A 21,262-nucleotide genomic window follows, 5' to 3' on the forward strand; every position below is an offset into this window, starting at 1 on the left:
GAGGCCGTCATGGCCAGAACTGATATCGCGCGCCGCGTCTATAACCACGCCTGGAAGCTCGATCCGATTATCCGCAGCCTGCTGGATACGGATTTCTACAAGCTTCTGATGCTCCAGATGATCTGGGGTCTTTATCCCAAGGTCGACGCGACCTTCTCGCTCATCAACCGCACGACCTCGGTGCGCCTTGCCGACGAGATCGACGAAGGCGAGCTGCGCGCGCAGCTCGATCATGCGCGCACGCTGTGCTTTTCCAAAAAGGAAATGATCTGGCTGGCGGGTAATACATTCTATGGCCGCAAGCAGATTTTCCAGCCTGAATTTCTGGCATGGCTGCATGATTTCCAATTGCCGGAATATGAGCTTCGTCGCAAGGACGGGCAGTATGAGCTGCATTTCCACGGGCCATGGTCTCACACCTCCATGTGGGAAATTCCAGCACTTGCCATCATCAACGAGTTGCGTTCGCGCGCGGCGATGAAGAATCTCGGGCCGTTCTCGCTCGATGTGCTCTATGCCCGCGCCAAGGCCAAGATGTGGAGCAAGGTGGAGCGGCTGCGCCTGCTGCCGGACCTCAAAATTTCGGATTTCGGCACCCGCCGCCGCCATTCTTTCCTGTGGCAGCGCTGGTGCGTCGAGGCGCTGAAGGAAGGCATTGGCGATTCCTTCACTGGCACCAGCAACGTGCTTCTGGCGATGGATACCGACCTTGAAGCGCTTGGCACCAATGCGCATGAACTGCCGATGGTGCTGGCGGCGCTCGCCAAGACAGACGAGGAACTGCGAAGCGCGCCTTACCGCGTGTTGCAGGACTGGAATCGCTACTATGGCGGCAATCTGTTGATCGTCCTGCCGGATGCCTTCGGCACGGCGGCCTTCCTGCGCAATGCGCCGGACTGGGTTGCCGACTGGACGGGGTTCCGTCCCGACAGCGCCCCGCCCGTCGAAGGCGGCGAGCGCATCATCGAATGGTGGAAATCACGCGGCAAAGACCCGCGTGAAAAGCTGCTTATTTTTTCCGATGCACTGGACGTCGATACGATCGAAGATACCTATCGTCACTTCGAAGGCCGTGTGCGCATGAGCTTCGGCTGGGGCACCAACCTCACCAATGATTTCATGGGTTGTGCGCCGAAAAACATCGAAGGGCTGAACGCCATTTCGCTGGTCTGTAAGGTGACGGATGCCAATGGTCATCCGGCGGTCAAGCTTTCCGACAATCCGCAGAAAGCGACTGGCGATCCGAAAGAAGTGGCGCGTTATCTCAAATTCTTCGGCAATGAAGAGCGGGTCGAGCAGCTCGTCAGAGTGTGACGGGCTGCTCAACCTCTTTATTCCATCAATCGTGCTGTGCCGGACAGGCGGATCGATCCGCCGCGTTCCGTACCGATCTTGGCGCGAATATGCGATGGGCTTCCCATGTCCTCACCCTGAAACACTTCGATCTCGCCGCCATGCGGCCAGCCGATATCGCGCAGATAGGCGGCAAAGGCCGCCGTGGAAGCGCCCGTCGCCGGGTCTTCATAGACACCGCCGGCAGCAAACGGATTGCGGCTGTGGAAGCGCTGTGGCGTTTCCGAATGGATGAGCAGGATGGTCGTCCAGCCCTGCCGCTTCATCATCACGCGGCCGCGCGCCAGATCATAATGCATCGAGGCAAGCTTTTCGCGTGAGCGCAGCGGCAACAGGATATGGTCTGCGCCCGCATGGATCAGCGCAGGCGGAATGCCCGGCGCAAGATCATCCTTGTCGTAGTTGAACAGCGACAGAGCCTGTTCCACCTCGACTTCGGCGGCTGCACGGTTGCGCGTCGGCGGTGATTGCAGGCTGGCGGCGAACAACTCGCCTTCCTTGCGACCGTCAACGCTGATGGTGCTGCCATTGAGCTTCAGATTGAAATGTCCGTCGCCCATGCGCATGGCCAGCGCTGCACCAAGCGCAATGGTGGCATGGCCGCAGAACGGAACTTCCATTTCAGGCGCGAAATAGCGTACGCGCCAGCTCTCGCCATCGGGCATGGCGAAAGCCGTTTCAGAAAAGCCAACCTCCTTGGCAATTTTCTGCATTTCCTCTGGAGAGGGAAGGCGGTCCGCAATCAGCACGCCTGCTGGGTTGCCGCCCTGATTGCCTTGCGAGAAGGCTGCGATGCGCAAGACGTCCACTGAATTGTCCTTCGCCATATTCGATTCTCTCCCACCCACTCTCTATAGAAGGCGGGAATTGAGTCGGGTCAATGGCGTAGGTTAGAAGGTGCTGTCTTATCTGTAGATGACGGAATCAATCGCGCATTTCTGCGGCCCAGGGCGGGTTTGCGCCTGCGCGAGAAACGGTGACGGCCGCAGCCCGAACGCCAAGCGCGACAGCGGAATGAATCTGCTCTTCGTTGAGATTCTCGATGGCGGCCTTGTTGAGCAGGCCCTGATTGTGCAGGCTGACGAGGATGCCCGCATTGACCGTATCGCCCGCACCGACCGTATCCACCACATCAACCTTGACACCGGGCACACGCACTGTCGCGTCCGTCGTATAGGCATCGGCGCCATGAGCGCCCTTCGTGATGACGATCAGCTTTGGACCGAGCTTCAGCCATTCGGCGGCGATTTCGTCATGGCTGCCATGTTCGCCAAACCAGTTGAGATCTTCGTCCGACAGTTTCACGATATCCGCCAGCGCGATCATGCGCTTCATGCGGGCCAGATGCTTCTCGCGGTCGGTGATGAAACCGGCACGGATATTGGGGTCGAGGAACATCACCCGCTTTGGCGCTTCGCGGGTCATCAGCGCTTCATAGACGCTGCCGCACGGCTCGGAAATCAGGCTGATGCAGCCAAACAGCATGGCGTCGATGCTGTCATCCACGAAAGGCATATCGCTTTCGGAAAGCATGCGGCCAGCCGTATTCTCGTCGTAGAAAGCGTAGCGCGCCTGACCGTCCACAAGGCGGACGAAGGCAAGCGTCGTCGGGCGATCCGAAATGGCTGCAAAGGAATAATCCACATTCGAGCGCGCCAGCGTGTCGCGCAGCACCTCGCCGAAGAAATCGGAGGAAATGCCGGAGAAGAAGCCCGTCGGCACGCCAAGCCGCCCAAGCGCTATGGCCGAATTGAAAACCGAACCACCCGCAAAAGGCACAAAGGCCGTTTCGCCGGTCGCGGTTTCGCGTGGCAGCATGTCGATCAGGGCTTCACCGCAACAAAGGATCATGGCTCGGTCTACTGTTGAATTGGATTTTAAATCGATTAAAGCGAACTAAACAAAAAGCGCGGTGTTTTTCAACAGCCGCGCTTTGTATTTTTGTCAGACGTGCTGGCCGCCATTGATATGAATTTCCGATCCTGTGACATAGGACGAAGCCTCGGTGCACAGGAAGTAGATGGTTTCCGCGACTTCCGAGGTTTTGCCGAGGCGGCGCATGGGCAATTGTTCGACCAGCTTTTCCGTGCCTGGCGACAGGATCGCTGTGTCGATTTCGCCCGGCGCAATGGCGTTGACGCGGATACCATAGGGGCCGAAATCCGAAGCCATTTCGCGGGTCAGCGAGGAAAGTGCTGCTTTCGACGTGGCATAGGCGGTGCCCGCAAAGGGGTGAACGCGGCTACCAGCAATCGAGGTCACGTTGACGACCGAACCCTGTGCTGCTTCAAGTTCCTTGAACAGGCCACGCGCCAGCATGATAGGCGCCATGAAATTGACCTGAAACACGTCGCGCCAGACGGCCATCGGTGTTTCGATCGAGTTCAGGCGGCGTCCACCGTCGGCTTTCGGCGAAATGCCTGCATTGTTGACGAGCGCATGCAGCTTGCTGCCATTGGCCTCCAGGCGGCGGCGGATTTCGGCGATTGCTTTGCCGACATCTTCCTGATCAGCCAGATCGACCTTGATATGGTCTTCCGGTCCGGCGGGCCATGGGCAATTATCGGAAAAATCCTGCCGCGAGCAGGTAATCACGCGCCAGCCTGCACGTGAAAAACGCTTGACGGTCGCGTGGCCGATACCGCGGCTGGCGCCGGTCAGAACCAGCGTCTTGCGCTCTTCGTCAACCTTCGGGCCTTCGGACTGGGACGCGTCTGTTTTGGTCATTTGGGTCATGGGAAAACCTCGCTCTCAAATCTTGAATAGACCATGCCGCTCAAGATTTCGAGGGGAATTAGAGCATTTCCAGCAAAAGTGCGTAGCGGTTTTGCGTCGGATAATGCGTCAAAATAAATAGATAGAGCGGTTTCACGATCCGGTTCTAACCGGAACCGCTCTAGTAACTGCGCGTAGAAGGTGCTTCACTTGATCGCGACCGGAGAGCGAACTGTCACCCGCTCCTCCGGTTCTCGCCAATCCTTACTGCGAATTGCCCATGATGATATCGAGCAGCGTGGTCGAGCCGCCCTGACGTCGCTGCGGCTGTTGGGCAGGCTGCTGTATCGGCTCGCCGCCGACATCGCCGGGCGGCATCGGGCGGTAGGTGTCGTCATATCCGCCGGGTGCATTGCCCTGTGGGCCGGGCGCATTCACAGGATAGGTCGGTGCTTCCTGTGGCGCGGCCTGCTGAATGTCGCCGCGCATGGTGGTCTCAGGCGCGGGCGGCCAGTAGCCATCGTCGCCATTTCCGGCCATCGGCTGATCACCATAACCGCCTTGCGGCATCATGTTGGGATCGTAAGGCGCATTCGGATCCATGCCGTCGCTGCCGCCGGGAACGACATTCTGGATGTCGTAATGGCCGGGCAGTTCTGCAATGGGCACGCCTTTGTGCGCTACCTGCATGAAGCTCTTCCAGGCGGCAACGGGCAAGGTCGAACCGAAGACGCGTTTCATGCCCTTGCCGTCGTCATTGCCGAACCAGACGCCAGTGGTCAGATTGTAGGTGTAGCCGACGAACCATGCGTCGCGGAAATTCTGGCTGGTGCCGGTCTTGCCTGCTGCGGGCCAGCCGCCAAAGGCTGCCTTGCGCGCCGTGCCATCTTCGACGGTGCGGCGCAGCATGGCATTCATCATGCCGACATTGCGCTCATCGATGACGCGGGGACCGATGGCGTCGTCTTTTTGATAAAGCACCTTGCCGTCGGCATCCGTCACCTTGGTGATGAAATAGACCGGCGCGCGATAGCCGCCATTGGCAAAGGGCACATAGGCATCGGCCAGTTCCAGAAGCGTCACTTCCGAGGTGCCAAGCGCCAGCGAGGCATTCGGGTCGAGCTTCGACTGCACGCCGAGGCGATGCGCCGTATCGACCACCGTCTGCGGGCCGACTTCCATCACGAGCTGGGCAGAAACCGAGTTGAGCGAGTGCGACAGCGCGGTCGCCAGCGTCACTTCACCCATATATTTGCCGTTGTCGTTGCTGGGCGTCCACTTGCCGATCCGCACCGGCGCATCATTGCGCACCGAATCCGGTGTGCGGCCCTGTTCCAGCGCCGAAAGATAGACGAACGGTTTGAAGGAGGATGCAGGCTGGCGGCGGGCATCCGTCACGCGGTCAAACTGGCTGGCGGCATAGTCCACGCCACCGACCATGGCGCGTACCGCGCCGGTGCCGTCGATGGAAACGAGTGCGCCCTGGCTGACATTCATCTTCTTCCCGTTCTGGGAAATCTGATCCTTGATCGCCTCTTCACCGGCTGATTGCAGATTGAGATCGATGGTCGTTTCAACCGTGATATCGGTCTTCGCCTCGCCGATCAGCGCTGGCAATGCAGCCACGACCTTGTCGGCGACATAGTTTTCCGAGCCCTGCCAGAAGGATGGCGCGCGCGTTGGCGGTTCGCTTTCGGCAATGGCCACCTGCTTGTCGTCGATCATGCCTTCTTCGCGCATCGCGCCCAGCACCAGCTTGGCGCGGGCGGCGGCAGCTTCGGGATCGCGGGCAGGCGACAGGCGGGATGGCGCTTTCAGCAGACCAGCCAGCGTGGCCGCTTCCATCAGGTTCACATCCTTGGCCGACTTGCTGAAATAACGCCGCGAGGCAGCATCGACGCCATAAGCGCCCGAACCGAGATAGACCCGGTTCAGATACATCTCCAGAATCTGGTCCTTGGTGTATTTATGCTCAAGCCACAAAGCGAGCATCACTTCCTGAACCTTGCGCTCCAGCGTGCGGTCAGGCGAGAGGAACAGGTTCTTGGCAAGCTGCTGGGTGAGCGTGGAGCCGCCCTGAACCGCGCGGCCCGAAACGGCATTGGTGACAATGGCGCGGGCAAGGCCGATGGGGTCTATGCCGAAATGCGAGTAGAAGCGCCGGTCTTCAATGGCCACAACGGCCTTGGGAATGAACGCCGACATTTCGTGCAGGCCAATCGCTTCGCCGCCGGTGGTGCCGCGATTGGCAATCAGTTTTCCACTCACATCGACAATGCGCACATTGGGCGGCCTGTCGGGGATTTCCCAATCTGTCGTCGGCGGCATCTTGGCGGCAAAATAGACGAGTACACCGGCAAGGCCGATGCCGCCCCACAGGCCAAGGACGAAGCACCAGTAAATCGCACGGCGCAGAAAGCCAAAGAAGCCGCGCGGCTTCGCCTTGCCGCGGCGTGCTGCACGCGGTTCGCGATCCCGGGACGGTGTCCGTTTGCGTTGCTGCGAGCGCGCCATACGCTCCTCCTCATCGACATGGAAATCGTCCTCGTCTGTCCTTTTCTTTTCGTTGCCGAAAGAAGGGTCGATGCGTCCGTTCCTGTCGTCTCGCGATGCCATATTCTGCCTAAGTCGCCCACCTGCGCGCCGGTTCGTCATGCATGCGAACCGGTCATTTTCCAAAAATATTTCTGCATTGCCGTCACGTCGTCGGCGAATGCGAACAAGGGTGTACCCGGTGAAGGGTAAATGCGGCGGTTTAAAGGGACGTAAATCGCCTGTTAATAAAAAGCCCGCCATGAGGCGGGCTTTATCAAATTGTCGACGGATTATTCGCCGCGCGGCTTCTTGCTGTAGCCGCCTTCGGATTTCCGTGGGCCCTTCTTGAAACCGTCGCCGCGAGGCTTGTCACCCCAGGACTTCTCGCCACGCGGCTTGTCGCCCCACGATTTTTCGCCATAAGGCTTTTCACCACGAGGTTTGTCGCCCCAAGGCTTGTCTCCGCGCGGCTTGTCGCCCCACGACTTTTCGCCATAAGACTTTTCACCACGCGGCTTGAAGCTCTTGCTTTCGCGGCGTCCGGCATCTTCGCCAGCACCGGCAACCGCAGGACGGATCACCAGACCCTTTTCGCCCGTACCACGTTCGGCGACAGACTGACGGAATTCTTCGGCCTTCGATGCGGCGATTTCAAAACGGGTTTCGCCGTCGAGAATCTTGATCGAACCGACGTCGCGCTTCGATACGTCGCCTGCCTTGCAGATCAGCGGCAGCAGCCACTTCGGATCGGCGCGGTGCTTGCGACCGGCAGAAACCGAGAACCAGACGCCGTCGAAATGCGCATTGCGGTCGAAGCGTTCGCCCGGCTCGCCGCGCTCTCCGCGATCAAAACGGTCGTTACGCTCGAAACGGTCGCCACGGTCCGCACGTTCGCGTGGCTTCTTGCCGCCAACCGGATGAACCGGTGCGTCCGAGACTTCTTCAGGTGCTGGCGCCAGCGACAATTCGCGATTGAGATAGGCGGCAGCCAGCTGTTCCGGCGTGTAACGCTCCAGAAGCGCCTTCAGCACGTCCTGATGTTCTTCCTCGACCGGCTGGCCAAAGGCCTCGGAATTGAGAATACGTTCGTTGTTCTTGGCCTGAACAGCGGCAATGCCCGGCGCTGGAATGGTCTGCGCATCGAGCTTCGCCATATGCAGAAGGCGCTCGGCGGTACGGCGGCGCGAGAACGGCACGACCAGCACGCAGGTGCCCTTGCGACCGGCGCGGCCGGTACGGCCCGAACGGTGCAGCATGGTTTCAGGATTGTTAGGCAGATCGGCATGGATAACCAGATCGAGATTCGGCAGATCGATACCGCGTGCGGCAACGTCGGTCGCCACGCAAACGCGGGCGCGGCCGTCGCGCATGGCCTGCAGCGCGTTGTTGCGCTCGGCCTGGCTCAGTTCGCCCGACAGGGCCACCACGGCAAAGCCGCGATTGGAGAGGCGGCTTGCCATATGCTTCACTGCTTCACGGGTCGAGCAGAAGATGATCGAGTTCTGTGAATCGTAATAAAGCAGCGTGTTGATGATCGCGTGGTCGCGCTCATGCGGCGGAACCGGCATGGCGACATAATCGATATCGGCGTGCTGGCTGGTTTCGCTCTGCACGGTGAGGCGCAGCGCATTGTTCTGGAAACGCTTGGCCAGCTGGGCGATGGGCTTCGGCACCGTTGCCGAGAACATCAGCGTGCGGCGGTCTTCCGGCGCTTCACCGAGGATAAATTCGAGGTCTTCGCGGAAGCCCATATCGAGCATTTCGTCGGCTTCGTCGAGCACGACGACGCGCAGCTGCGACATGTCCAGCGCGGAGCGGGTGATATGGTCGCGCAGGCGGCCCGGCGTACCAACGACGATATGGCTGCCGCGTTCAAGCGCACGGCGCTCGGTGCGGATATCCATGCCGCCAACGCAGGATGCGATGCGCGCGCCGGTATCGGCATAAAGCCATTCCAGCTCGCGGCGCACCTGAAGCGCCAGTTCGCGCGTCGGCGCGATGATCATGGCAAGCGGTGCACCCGCTTCGCCAAAGCGAAGCTCGTCTTCCAGAATGGTGTTGGCCATGGAGAGACCGAAGGCAACGGTCTTGCCGGAGCCGGTCTGGGCGGAAACGAGAAGGTCGGAATCAAGGGTTTCAGGCGCCAGCACGGCGTTCTGAACGGCGGTGAGGGTATTATAACCGCGAGCGGCAAGAGCTCCGGACAGGGCCGGAGCGATGGTTTCGGGCAGAGACATGGACAACTTTCACAAAAGCTTCACAAGTCGCAAACCCATTGGCCGTAAACCTAACGTTCACGGCTCCCCTGGCGACCACCGAAGCAACAGAATTGCCGCTTCCCTATAGGGTTAAGATCGTCAGGTCAACCGGGCGAGGCCTTAATGGGCCTCATCCCAGTTATGCGCTGCACGCGCATCAACATGCAGCGGAACCGTCAGAGACACCGCCGGAAGGGCCGCATTCTCCATGATATGGCGCACCAGCGGAATGGTTTTTTCCACTTCATTTTCAGGCACTTCGAAGATCAATTCATCGTGCACCTGCAACAACATGCGGGCTGCGAGCTTCTCGTTTTCAAGTGCATCTTCCATGCGAATCATGGCGCGGCGGATAATATCTGCCGCCGAACCCTGAATGGGCGCATTGATCGCCGCGCGCTCGTTGAAGGCACGGACCTGTGGGTTGGAGGCGCGAATATCGGGATAATGGGCGCGGCGTCCGAAAATGGTTTCCACATAGCCATGCTCGCGCGCAAAAGCCTTGGTGGCTTCCATATAATCCTTGATGCCGGGGAACCGCTCGAAATAGGTGCGGATATATTGCCCGGCTTCCTCACGCGAAATGGAAAGTTGGTTGGCGAGGCCGAAGGCGGAAATGCCGTAGATGATGCCGAAATTGATCGCCTTGGCCCGGCGACGCACTTCCGATGGCATGCCTTCCACTGGCACGCCAAACATTTCCGATGCGGTCATGGCATGAATATCGACGCCATCGGCGAAAGCCTGCTTTAATTGCGCAATATCGGCCACATGGGCCAGCACACGCAATTCGATCTGGCTGTAATCGGCGGAGATCAGCTTGTTGCCCGGTTCCGCGATGAAGGCCGTCCGGATCTTGCGGCCTTCGGCGGTGCGCACCGGAATGTTCTGCAGGTTCGGCTCGGATGAGGAGAGGCGACCCGTCGAGGTGGACGCCATTGCATAGGATGTATGGACGCGCTTGGTCTGTGGATGGATAAAGCCGGGCAGCGCATCCGTATAGGTGGATTTCAGCTTGGTCAGCTGACGCCAGTCGACGATCCTGCGCGGCAGCGGATGACCTTCGGCGGCCAGATCTTCAAGCACCTGCGCCGAGGTGGACCATTGGCCGGTCTTGGTTTTGGAAGCGCCGGGCAGGCCCATCTTGCCGAACAGGATATCGCCAAGCTGCTTGGGCGAGCCAATAGTGAATTTCTCACCGGCCAGTTCGTAGATTTCATCTTCGTAACCGGCAGCCGCCTGCGCCAGATCGCCGGACAGGCGCGACAGCACCTGACGGTCCACGGAAATGCCGCGTTCTTCCATGCGCGCCAGCACATCGACCAATGGGCGTTCGAGCCGTTCATAGACCGACATCAGACCTTCCGCCGCCAGACGCGGTTTCAGGACTTGCCATAGACGCAGCGTCACATCGGCATCTTCGGCTGCGTAAGCCGTCGCACGATCAATATCGACCAAGTCGAAAGTCACGGCGCTTTTGCCGCTGCCCGCAACATCCTTGTAGGCGATTGGCGTATGGTCGAGCCAACGCTCCGAAAGCGGGTCCATGCCATGGCTACCCGTGCCTGCGTCGAGCACATAGGAAATCAGCATCGTGTCGTCGAAGGACACGGTGTTGACGCCGTGACGGCGCATGACCAGCCAGTCATATTTCATGTTCTGTGCGATCTTGAGCACGGAGGCATCCTCAAGAACGGCTTTCAGCGCTTCAAGCGCCTGATCGAGCGGTATCTGCCCGTCGACCATGCCGCCGCCGAGCAGATCACCCTGACCGGATTTGTGCTGAAGCGGAATATAAGCCGCCTTGGACGTACCGTTATGGCCGGGGATCGCCAGCGAGAAGCCAACGAGTTCGGCCTGCATGGGATCAAGCGAATTGGTTTCCGTGTCGAAAGCCACGAGACCGGTCTCTACGGCCTCGGCCAGCCAGAGCTTCAACGTGGCGATATCGCGAATGCAGCTATAGGCGCTGGTATCGATCTTCTGCGCGGTGGCTTCTGCGGCCCGCTTATCGGCCAGTGCTTTCGGCGTGTAGCCATCGACTGCCGCAGGCGCAGCGGCAGTTGGTGCAACGGCGTCAGTGCCGGTTGCAGCCGTGTCAGCGGCCTTGGTCGGGACATCGACATCGGGACCATGCGCATCCGCGCCCCATTCCGTTTCGACATGGCACGGCTCGACGGCGGAAGCATCCGTATCGGTCGCTTCGGCAACGCGCCGCGTCAGTGAGGTGAACTCCATGGCCTTGAGGAAGCCGATCAGCTTCGGACCATTTTGTGGTTCGAGAACCAGAGCGTCCAGATCGACATCCAGCGGCACATCGGTCTTGAGCGTGACCAGCTCGCGCGAAATCTTGGTCTGGTCCGCGAAGGCGATAATGTTTTCACGGCGCTTGTTCTGCTTGATTTCCGAGGCGCGGGCCAGAAGCGTGTCGAGATCGCCGAATTCTTCCAGCAATTGCGCTGCCGTCTTGGGGCCAATGCCCGGAATTCCCGGCACATTATCCGTGCTGTCGCCAGTCAGCGATTGCAGGTCGATCATCTTTTCCGGCGGTACGCCCCATTTTTCGATCACTTCCGGGATCGAAATCTGCTTGTCCTTCATGCTGTCATACATGGACACATTTGGCGTCACGAGCTGCATCAGGTCTTTGTCGGAGGAGACGATGGTGACATCACCGCCCGCTTGCTCGGCAAGGCGCGCATAGGTCGCGATCAGGTCATCGGCTTCGAAACCGGCCTTTTCGACACAGGGCAGGTTGAAGGCGCGGGTCGCCTGACGGATAAGGCCGAATTGCGGAACAAGGTCTTCCGGCGGGGCGGTGCGATTGGCTTTGTATTCAGGATAAAGCTCGTTGCGGAACGTCTTCGACGAATAGTCGAAAATCACCGCGAAATGGGTCGGCACCACGCCGACATCGGTGTTGCGCGCATCTTTCAGCAGCTTCCACAGCATGTTGCAGAAGCCCGATACGGCGCCCACCGGCAAGCCGTCGGTCTTGCGGGTCAGCGGGGGAAGGGCGTGATAGGCGCGGAAAATATAACCCGAGCCGTCAACGAGAAAGAGATGATCGCCTTTTTTCATGGCTTCTTTTTATCCTTCCGCACTTTCGGACGCAAAACCGTTTCGCACTTTTGCTGAATTGTTCCGGGAACAGGAGGCCCGGAACTGGAGGCCAAGAACTAAAGGAAAGCAGCCGCAAAGGGAACCGGCTCCGTGTCAGGAGAAACAATGATCCACGCGAAAGAAATCCATCACGGTAAGATAACGAGTTTGTTACAGATTTGTAATCTTCCGTGCCCTTGAATAGCCACGATTGAAAACCAAATTTTAGTCATCGACAGTTCGTCGGTCGCCGGTTTTCTGACCCGTCCCCCGTTGGATGCCGGATGCTAGCGGCAGCCTCATTCCCCTCTCCGGGCTGCCGCTTTGAGTGTAGTGATATGGCCGCTGTGGTATCCCCTCACCGCAGCGGCCAAATCATATCCGGGGCATCTTTTCCCTCATGCTTTCGGACAGTTTTTCTCAGGCGAGAAATCCCGGCTGCCATCCGGTTTGAACACTTTCGGGTTCGGATCGTAGAAGGGGCCGACGACGAGCGGTTCCGCCGGTAATATGGACTGGTCCTCACTGGAAACGACGGTGGTTGCAAGTGTCTGCAACAGGTCTCCATTCCTTGCGGTCACGCGAATGGAAACATCATAGGGCTTGTCCTTCACGATGCAGTGCAAAGGCCCGGTCTCCAGCGAAAGCTGGTCCTGATTGGGAAAGACTTTCCGGTCGATCATGACTGGTGCGCCCTGCGCGGGATTGTCAAAGGCCGCAGTAACCGTCGCTCCTTCTTCCACCGGGCCGATCTTGCGCAGCGTGACCAGAAAGGTTGCGCGGGCGATGCGATAATTGAAGACCACGAGCCGTCCCGAAATCTCGTAAGGTCCGGTCGTCTTTTCGCGCTGGCATGCCGCCAGCAGCGGAAAAGCGAGCGCGATTGCGACGAGCGGTTTCACATCTCCACCTCCCGATTGCGATAATAGTGGCGGCTGGCCTTGGCCCGGTTGCCGCAGACTGTCATGTCACACCAGACCCGACTGCGATTGCGGCTCTGATCGAGGAAAAGCCAGCCGCAATTGGCGCAGATTTTCAGGCGATCCGCATCGGCTCCTGACTGGCATTTTCCCATCAGCCGAAGCGCTGAATGTGCGGCAGCCTTCTCCAGCGCTGCGGGCGACGTGGTCTGACGCAGCACATCGGCTATGCATTCGAGAAGATCGGCCAGCAGCCGGTCATCGGCTTGCGCATGAACGAATGCGCGAAAATAGCCATCGATGGCTTCACGCAGGGAAAGAAACCGGCGCAGATTTTCTGGCTCGACCGGGACAAGCGGCAAAGGCAGGTCTTTCTCCGCGCAGAACGTTGCCGCCGCGTGCGCAAAGCTTTTCAGATTAGCCGGCTCGGCAAAACGATCCACGCTGCGCGCCGCGTCGCCGCGCAGGATAACGCTATTGGCAACATCCAGCGCCAATGCGCCGCCGGAAAAACGATGTGGCGTCCAGGAAAAGCTCATGGCACATTATAACTGGTAAAAGCCGTTTTGACAGTTATAATCTGGCCAGTGTAGCGAGGGCGTATCCATGGCCTACCTCTTGCAGCAATTCGCAAATGCGGTGCCGCTGGCGGCAACCTATGCCATGCTGGCCTTTGGCTATGCGCTGAGCTTCGCCGTCCTCAAGCGTGCAGATATCAGCTATGGCGCGCTGGTGGCCTTTTCCGGCCAGCTTCTTCTCATCTTCACGGCATTTGGCTGGAGCAGGCTCTGGCTGGTTCTGCCTGCCGCGATTGGCGTCGGTATAGCCGGGGCGCTGTTTTATACGCTTGCTGCCGGAGCGGTGATTGCAGGTCTCGTCATGCGGCCGCTTAGTCGGGCGTCTCCCAATATGGCAATGGTGGCGGCGTTGGGCGTGGCGGTGGTGCTGATGGAAAGCGTTCGTCTTGCCGCCGGATCGAGGAACCTCTGGCTGCCGCCCTTGTTGCAGGACAAGATCATCTTTTGGGGCGAGGGCAACAAGGCGGTCGTGCTGACCATGATGCAGATCATCAATACGCTTGTCATGGCATCCATCGTGCTGATCGGCAGCTTCGCCTTGCAGCGCAGCCGTTTTGGTCGCAACTGGCGGGCGGTCCGCGATGATGTTCTGGCGGCCCAGCTTTGCGGGATCAATGCAGGGCGGGTCTTCCTTGCCGCCTATATGGGCGCGGTGCTGATTGCCGCCTTGTCCGGTATTCTGATGACGGCCTATTACGGCACGATGAGTTCCGGCGATGGGCTGCTGCTCGGCCTCAAGATATTGATGATTGGCGCCGTGGGCGGCTATTTCTCGCCACTTGCTTCGGCAGGCGGTGCGGCCCTGCTGGCATTTGCCGAAACATTCTGGACAGCCTTTGCGCCGCTTGTCTGGCGCGAACCGGCAATATTCGCATTGCTGGTCTTTCTCCTGAGCGTCAGCCGTCGCGAAAGTCTTTCACCCTGACAAAGGCCTTCAATTTGCGGTAATCACTTGCGAATTGGGTTTCCAGCGGGAAGTGCTGGTTGTACTGTGCCGCCAGTTTACGTTTCGACTCGTCAGGAAGTTTCCATGTCCCAGCAACCGTCTGCGCAATCGCTCGACAAAGTACTCAGCCACCTCGACGCCAATCTTGATAACAGCCTCGAACGCCTGTTCGAACTGCTGCGTATCAAGTCGATTTCGACAGACCCGGCCTACAAGGCCGACTGCCGCAAGGCTGCGGAATGGCTTGTGGCTGATCTGAAGACGATTGGCTTTGACGCCAGCGTGCGCGACACGCCGGGCCATCCGATGGTGGTTGCGCATCATGACGGCGCCACGCCCGATGCGCCGCATGTGCTCTTCTACGGTCATTATGATGTGCAGCCGGTCGACCCGCTCAACCTGTGGGAAAACGATCCTTTTGATCCTGCGATCAAGGATGTGGGCAACGGTCGTAAAATCCTGACCGGTCGCGGCACGTCCGATGACAAGGGCCAGTTGATGACCTTTGTGGAAGCCTGCCGCGCCTATAAGGCGATCAATGGCAATCTGCCCGTCAAGGTGACGCTGCTGTTCGAAGGCGAGGAAGAATCCGGTTCGCCGTCGCTGAAGCCGTTCCTCGATGCAAACAAGGCGGAACTGAAAGCCGATGTGGCGTTGGTCTGCGACACCTCGATGTGGGACACGGAAACGCCTGCCATCAGCGTCGGGCTGCGCGGTCTGGTTGGCGAGGAAATCGTCATCAAGGCTGCCGATCGCGATCTGCATTCGGGCTTCTTCGGAGGTGCTGCGGCCAATCCGATCCATATTCTGAGCAAGATTCTAGCCGATCTGCACGACGAAACCGGACGCATCACCGTTCCGGGCTTCTATGAAGGCGTGGAAGAAACCCCGTCGCAAATCCTGCAATCCTGGGAAGGTCTCGGCCGCACGGCGGAAAACTTCCTCGGACCTATTGGCCTTTCGATCCCGTCCGGCGAAAAGGGCCGCAGCGTTCTGGAACTCACCTGGGCGCGCCCAACGGCGGAAGTGAACGGCATTATCGGCGGTTATACCGGCGAAGGCTTCAAGACCGTTATCGCAGCGCAAGCCTCGGCAAAGGTCTCGTTCCGTCTCGTCCACAAACAGGACCCGGTGAAGATCCGCGAAGCCTTCCGCGCTTTTGTGCAGGAACGTCTTCCAGCCGATTGTTCGGTGGAGTTCCACCCGCATGGCGGTTCGCCTGCGATCCAGCTGCCTTATGATTCACCGCTGGTTTCCAAGGCCAAGGACGCATTGTCCGACGAATGGCCGAAACCAGCTGTGCTGATTGCCATGGGCGGCTCGATCCCGATTGTCGGCGATTTCGACACGTTCCTTGGCATGGAATCGCTTCTCGTCGGCTTCGGTCTCGAAGATGACCGCATCCATTCGCCCAACGAAAAATACGAGCTGAACTCCTTCCACAAAGGGCAACGCTCGTGGGCGCGTATTATGGCGGCTATCGCCGCCAATTAGGGCTCGCATTATGGCGGCTGTCGCCGCTAAACAGGCCCGCATTACGGCGGCAACTGCCGCGAAACAAGGACAACTGAATGACCATCCGTTTTCATAAAAACGATCTGCCGAACCTCGATCATTATCAGGTGGATGCGGTCGCCATCGATACTGAGACGCTGGGGCTGAACCCGCATCGCGACCGGCTCTGCGTGGTGCAGATTTCACCGGGCGACGGCACGGCAGACGTGATCCAGATTGAAGCCGGTCAGAAGAAGGCCCCCAATCTGGTCAAGCTTCTGAAGGATCGCTCGATCACCAAGATCTTCCATTTCGGCCGGTTCGATCTGGCGGTGCTGGCCCATGCTTTCGGCACCATGCCGCAGCCGGTCTTCTGCACCAAGATCGCATCGAAGCTCACCCGCACCTATACGGACCGTCACGGTCTCAAGGAACTGTGCAACGAGCTTCTGGATGTTTCGATCTCCAAGCAGCAGCAGTCATCCGACTGGGCAGCGGAAATCCTCTCGCAGGCGCAGCTCGAATATGCCGCTTCCGACGTGCTCTATCTGCATCGTCTGAAGGCAGTTCTGGAACAGCGTCTTGAGCGTGATGGCCGCGCGAAACAGGCTGAAGCCTGCTTCAAGTTCCTGCCAACCCGTTCGGAACTTGATCTGATGGGCTGGCCGGAAGAGGATATTTTCGCGCATAGCTAAGGCTTGGTGCGAATATTGAGTCCCATCAAACGGCGGCTGTGGCCGCCGTTTTCTTTTGCGGCGCCTGATCAATATAAGCCCATGCCGGGCGGCGGAACAGAAACTGTCCATAGCCGGTCCATTGGATGAGACCATAAAGAATGACGGGCCCGACCACACCGCATGCGGTGGTCAAAAGCGACACCGTGCCGATATCGATGAAACCAAGTTTCAGCAGCACCGTGCGTGCAATGGCCATCGGCAGGAAGAATGCCAGATAGATCACAATCGAATGCGCGCCGAGCCAGCTCAGGGCGCGATGCAGCCAGTTGCGTGCAGGCATCAGGCTTAACAGCGAGGAGATCGAAATGATCGCCAGCGCGCCGACCAGTCCCAGCAGAAGTGAAATGACGGGCAGATCGCTGACGGCACCGCGTCCGTTCAGAAGATCGCTGGCGGGGGCGATCAGCGACGCGAGGCTCTCCGGCACCGGCATGAAAACAAGCTTGTATTCGACAAGGGCCCAGACGAGCAGCCCGGCAACGCCGACGAGCGGGCGTTGGCGCAGCCAGTCGGCGATCTTGAAGATGGCCGGTGCAAAGGCATAGCCTGCGAAGAAATAAACGAAACGCGAGCAGAATTCGTCAATCATCACCCAGCCCGTATGCACAGGCAGGATTTCCAGCACGGCCAGCACTGTAAAGGTTACACCCACCGGCACACGCTTCAAAAGCCGCGTCGCAACAAAGAACACAGGCAGGATATAGATGAACCAAAGTGTCCCGAACGGCTCAAGGAAAGCCATGAGATAGGCCTGCACCACGCCCGCAATACCGGCTGCACTGGCTATGCCTGGCGCCTTGAAAGCAAACTGGATGGTGAGCCACAGAATGTAGAAATAGAGGAAATGCACGACCTTGCGGTCGAGATAGCGGCGCCATGGCCGGTCGATGACAAGGCTGAGAAACAGCCCTGAGATCATGAAGAAGTCGGGCATGCGGAATGGTTTTGCGAAGGCGACCACATAATGCATCCAGCCTTCTGCGCCGGCTGCCTTTTCGACACCCAGTGTCGAATGCATCATGACAACGAAGATAATGCAGATGCCCTTGGCAATATCGACCCAGTCGATCCGTTCGCTGCTGCCCGCTATCCGCATATCAGTCTCCCGCCCCATTAAGCCCGAATGTCTATAGCTTGATTGGACCCAGATTAATATAGCGTGCAGGTCTTGCGGCCTTTCTGGCGAATATTGCCCGTTTTTTAACTATAAGACGGGGTTTCACGGCTTCGTGTACGGGTTTTTGCAGATTTCTCTTGCTGTGGCCCCGCTGCTACAGACTTTTGTGAGCAATCGCTTATATTGAGGGCAAGCTTGGTTCAGTAAATTTCCTTCAGGAGGTTCATCATGAAGCTCAAAGCGCTTCTTCTCGCATCCACTGTCGCCCTTATTGCTGCCACCGGCGCAAAGGCCGCTGACGCAGTTGTTGAGCAGGAACCTGCTCCGGTTGTTGTTGCTCCGACATTCACCTGGAACGGTGCTTACATCGGTGGCCAGGTTGGCTACGGCTGGGGCAAGTCCAACTTCAGCGGTGACCTTTACACCTATGGCGATGTGAAGCCGGATGGTTTCCTCGGTGGTCTTTATGCCGGTTACAACTTCGATCTGGGCAACAATGTTGTTCTCGGTATCGACGGCGACGTCACCTATAACGACGTGTCTAAGGGTATCGACATTTACAATGGCGACCTCGCAGTCGGTTCGTTTGACAACAAGCTGCGCTGGTCGGGCGCCGTTCGTGCCCGCGCTGGTTACGCCTTTGACCGCTTCTTGCCTTACATCGCTGGCGGTGTGGCGTTCGGCGATGTCAAGAACAGCGGCTCAATCGGTGGCGTCGGCTTCTCTGAAAGCAAGACACTTACCGGCTGGACCATCGGCGGCGGCGTGGACTACGCTGCGACCGACAACCTGATCCTGCGTCTTGAATATCGCTACACCGATTACGGCGACAAGGACATCAACTTCGGCGACCTGAGCGTCAAGAACGACTTCAAGACCAACGAAGTTCGTCTGGGCGTTGCCTATAAGTTCTGATCCTTCGTTGAAGGATTGCATGAGAAAGGCCCCGCAATGCGGGGCCTTTCTTTTTGCCGTCTAGCGGGTCGCCATCAAACGGCGGACAAATAAAAAGGCCTCTGCGAACAGAGGCCTTTTTCGTAACGGTGCAGAACTGGATCAGACGTCCAGATTGGCAACGCTCAGCGCGTTTTCCTGAATGAACTCGCGGCGCGGTTCCACTTCGTCGCCCATCAGGCGCGAGAAGAGCGAGTCCGCATCGGTCGCATCGGTCACCTTGACCTGCAGGAGCGAACGCACATTCGGGTCCAGCGTGGTTTCCCAAAGCTGCTCGGCGTTCATTTCGCCCAAGCCTTTGTAACGCTGCAGCGTCAGGCCCTTGCGGCCGGTCGCGAAAATGGCGTCAAGCAGCGCCATCGGACCGGACAGGGTGTCCGACTTGTCCTTGCGGCGCAGCACTGGCGGCTCGCCGAAAGTCTCGGCAATGCGGCCTGCCACGCGGTCGATCTGGCGGGCATCGGCAGAGCCGAGCAGCGCCATGTCGAGAATGGCAGCGTCCTTGACGCCGCGCACCATGCGCTCGAAGCGATAGCCACCGTCTTCCATGACGTGGCCGGTCCAGCCGCGCTCGGTTTCTTCCGAAATCATGTCGAGGCGCGTTGCAACCGTATCGGCGGAGCGCTGTGCTGTTGCATTGTCCTTCGACGCATCGGGGTTGAGCAGACCGGCAATGGCCGCCTGTTCCACGACGCGACGGTCATAGCGCGTATGCAGCCCATGCAGAAGCTGGCGCAGCGTGCGCGCATCGTCAACGACAGCGCGCAGATCAGGACCGGCGCGCACTTCGCCGCTCGCCATTTCAAGGGCTGCTTCTTCGAGACCCGTCTCGATGAGGAAGTCTTCGAAGGCAGCTTCGTTCTTGATGTATTGCGAGGACTTGCCGCGCGACACCTTATAAAGCGGCGGCTGCGCGATATAGATATGGCCGCGCTCGATCAGTTCCGGCATCTGGCGGAAGAAGAAGGTGAGCAACAGCGTGCGAATATGCGCACCGTCGACGTCAGCATCGGTCATGATGATGATCTTGTGGTAACGCAGCTTGTCGGCGTTGAAGCCGTGCGTCTCATCCTTGCCGATCGACGTGCCGAGCGCCGTGATCAGCGTGCCCACCTGATCGGAAGACAACATGCGGTCGAAGCGGACGCGTTCCACGTTCAGGATCTTGCCGCGCAGCGGCAGGATCGCCTGGTTCTGGCGCGAGCGGCCGCTTTTCGCGGAGCCGCCTGCCGAGTCACCTTCGACGATGAAGATTTCAGACTTGGCCGGATCGCGTTCCTGACAATCGGCAAGCTTGCCCGGCAGCGAGGTCACGCTAAGCGTGCTCTTGCGGGTGATGTCGCGGGCTTTGCGCGCAGCTTCGCGGGCGGCGGCGGCCTGAATAACCTTCTCGACCACGGCCTTGCCCTGCGCCGGATGCTCTTCGAGCCAGATCGACAGCGCTTCGTTGACGAGGCTTTCGACCACCGGGCGCACTTCCGATGAAACCAGCTTGTCCTTGGTTTGCGACGAGAATTTCGGGTCCGGCACCTTCACGGAAAGAACAGCAGTCAGACCTTCGCGGCAATCGTCGCCGGTCAGCTGAACCTTTTCCTTCTTGGTCATGCCCGACGCATCCGCATAGCCCGTGACCTGACGGGTCAGGGCGCCGCGGAAACCGGCCAGATGGGTGCCGCCATCGCGCTGCGGAATGTTGTTGGTGAAGCACAGCACCTTTTCGTGGTAGGAATCGTTCCACCACATGGCGACTTCCACCGTCATGCCGTCTTTTTCACTGCGGATATAGACCGGCTCATCGATCAGCGGCTTCTTGCTCTGATCGATATATCTGACGAATTCGACCAGGCCGCCGTCGTAATGCAGCTCATGTTCCTTGGCGTCGGCATGACGGTTATCCGTCAGCTTGATGCGCACGCCGGAATTGAGGAAGGCCAGCTCGCGTAGGCGACGCTCCAGCGTGTCAAAGTCGAACTCGACCATGCTGAAGGTTTCGGTCGAGGGCAGGAAGGTCACCGAGGTGCCGGTCTCGCCGTCGGCCACGTCGCCCGTCACCGCCAGCGGCGCATCGGCGACGCCGTGGGTAAAGCTCATTTCGTGAACTTTGCCATAGCGGCGGATTTTCAGCTTCAGCCAGACCGAAAGCGCATTGACCACCGAAACGCCCACGCCGTGCAGACCGCCGGAAACCTTGTAGGAGTTCTGGTCGAACTTGCCGCCCGCATGGAGCTGGGTCATGATGACCTCGGCAGCCGAAACGCCTTCTTCCTTGTGGATGTCGGTCGGGATGCCGCGACCATTATCCGTCACGGTGCAGGAGCCGTCGGCATTGAGCGTCACGGTCACGAGCGTGGCATGGCCTGCCAGCGCTTCGTCGATGGCATTGTCCACGACTTCATAAACCATGTGATGCAGGCCGGAGCCGTCATCCGTGTCACCGATATACATGCCCGGACGCTTGCGAACGGCATCCAGACCTTTCAGAACACGAATGGAATCCGCGCCATATTCGGCGGGGGCTTCGGAATTCATCTCGGGCGTCTCGCTCATGAAAAT

15 protein-coding genes are annotated in these 21,262 nt (G+C 59.0%); 5 read left to right on the top strand and 10 right to left on the bottom strand.

Annotated features, from left to right (window positions below; genetic code table 11):
- Positions 1-9: 9 nt before the first annotated feature.
- Entirely contained in the window at positions 10-1,314 is a 1,305-nt protein-coding gene (pncB, locus tag QBD01_RS02195) for a nicotinate phosphoribosyltransferase (RefSeq protein ID WP_280991428.1), read from the top strand.
- A gap of 17 nt (positions 1,315-1,331) precedes the next feature.
- Here the strand turns inward: pncB and QBD01_RS02200 are convergent, their stop codons facing one another.
- From QBD01_RS02200 to QBD01_RS02235, 8 genes are all read right to left on the bottom strand, one after another.
- Entirely contained in the window at positions 1,332-2,162 is an 831-nt protein-coding gene (locus QBD01_RS02200) for a PhzF family phenazine biosynthesis protein (protein WP_280992090.1), read from the bottom strand.
- A 115-nt stretch (positions 2,163-2,277) separates the two neighbouring features.
- Positions 2,278-3,204: a carbohydrate kinase gene (locus QBD01_RS02205; RefSeq protein WP_280991429.1), complete on the bottom strand. Its 927-nt coding sequence runs from the start codon at positions 3,202-3,204 to the stop codon at positions 2,278-2,280.
- A 93-nt stretch (positions 3,205-3,297) separates the two neighbouring features.
- Positions 3,298-4,089, bottom strand: a complete 792-nt coding sequence (locus tag QBD01_RS02210; protein ID WP_280991430.1) for an SDR family oxidoreductase — start codon at positions 4,087-4,089, stop codon at positions 3,298-3,300.
- A 243-nt stretch (positions 4,090-4,332) separates the two neighbouring features.
- Positions 4,333-6,684, bottom strand: a complete 2,352-nt coding sequence (locus tag QBD01_RS02215; protein ID WP_280991431.1) for a transglycosylase domain-containing protein — start codon at positions 6,682-6,684, stop codon at positions 4,333-4,335.
- Between the two features lie 209 nt (positions 6,685-6,893).
- Positions 6,894-8,840, bottom strand: coding sequence for a DEAD/DEAH box helicase (locus tag QBD01_RS02220; RefSeq protein ID WP_280991432.1), 1,947 nt, complete (start codon positions 8,838-8,840; stop codon positions 6,894-6,896).
- Between the two features lie 141 nt (positions 8,841-8,981).
- A complete protein-coding gene (gene polA, locus QBD01_RS02225) occupies positions 8,982-11,942 on the bottom strand; it encodes a DNA polymerase I (RefSeq protein WP_280991433.1) in 2,961 nt (986 codons plus the stop codon).
- Between the two features lie 419 nt (positions 11,943-12,361).
- Positions 12,362-12,865 (bottom strand): hypothetical protein, encoded by a 504-nt coding sequence (locus QBD01_RS02230; protein ID WP_280991434.1) that lies wholly within the window; start codon positions 12,863-12,865, stop codon positions 12,362-12,364.
- Positions 12,862-13,422 (bottom strand): CGNR zinc finger domain-containing protein, encoded by a 561-nt coding sequence (locus QBD01_RS02235; RefSeq protein ID WP_280991435.1) that lies wholly within the window; start codon positions 13,420-13,422, stop codon positions 12,862-12,864. Before QBD01_RS02235 ends, QBD01_RS02230 begins: the two co-directional genes overlap by 4 nt.
- A 67-nt stretch (positions 13,423-13,489) precedes the next feature.
- On the opposite strand from QBD01_RS02235, the gene QBD01_RS02240 reads away from it, so the two are divergent.
- From QBD01_RS02240 to QBD01_RS02250, 3 genes are all read left to right on the top strand, one after another.
- Complete coding sequence (locus QBD01_RS02240) at positions 13,490-14,386, top strand: branched-chain amino acid ABC transporter permease (RefSeq protein WP_280991436.1); 897 nt, start codon at positions 13,490-13,492, stop codon at positions 14,384-14,386.
- 105 nt (positions 14,387-14,491) lie between these two features.
- The gene (locus QBD01_RS02245; RefSeq protein ID WP_280991437.1) at positions 14,492-15,901 is read left to right on the top strand and encodes a dipeptidase; all 1,410 of its coding nucleotides are present in this window, start codon (positions 14,492-14,494) and stop codon (positions 15,899-15,901) included.
- A 77-nt stretch (positions 15,902-15,978) separates the two neighbouring features.
- Entirely contained in the window at positions 15,979-16,596 is a 618-nt protein-coding gene (locus tag QBD01_RS02250) for a ribonuclease D (protein WP_182519156.1), read from the top strand.
- A gap of 25 nt (positions 16,597-16,621) precedes the next feature.
- Here the strand turns inward: QBD01_RS02250 and QBD01_RS02255 are convergent, their stop codons facing one another.
- Positions 16,622-17,734: an acyltransferase family protein gene (locus QBD01_RS02255; RefSeq protein ID WP_280991438.1), complete on the bottom strand. Its 1,113-nt coding sequence runs from the start codon at positions 17,732-17,734 to the stop codon at positions 16,622-16,624.
- A gap of 249 nt (positions 17,735-17,983) precedes the next feature.
- On the opposite strand from QBD01_RS02255, the gene QBD01_RS02260 reads away from it, so the two are divergent.
- Entirely contained in the window at positions 17,984-18,670 is a 687-nt protein-coding gene (locus QBD01_RS02260; RefSeq protein WP_280991439.1) for a porin family protein, read from the top strand.
- A gap of 141 nt (positions 18,671-18,811) precedes the next feature.
- On the opposite strand, the gene gyrB is transcribed toward QBD01_RS02260, so the two are convergent.
- Complete coding sequence (gene gyrB / locus QBD01_RS02265) at positions 18,812-21,256, bottom strand: DNA topoisomerase (ATP-hydrolyzing) subunit B (protein ID WP_280991440.1); 2,445 nt, start codon at positions 21,254-21,256, stop codon at positions 18,812-18,814.
- Positions 21,257-21,262 lie beyond the last annotated feature (6 nt).

Source organism: Ochrobactrum sp. 19YEA23, assembly GCF_029909865.1.
GTDB lineage: Bacteria > Pseudomonadota > Alphaproteobacteria > Rhizobiales > Rhizobiaceae > Brucella > Brucella gambitense.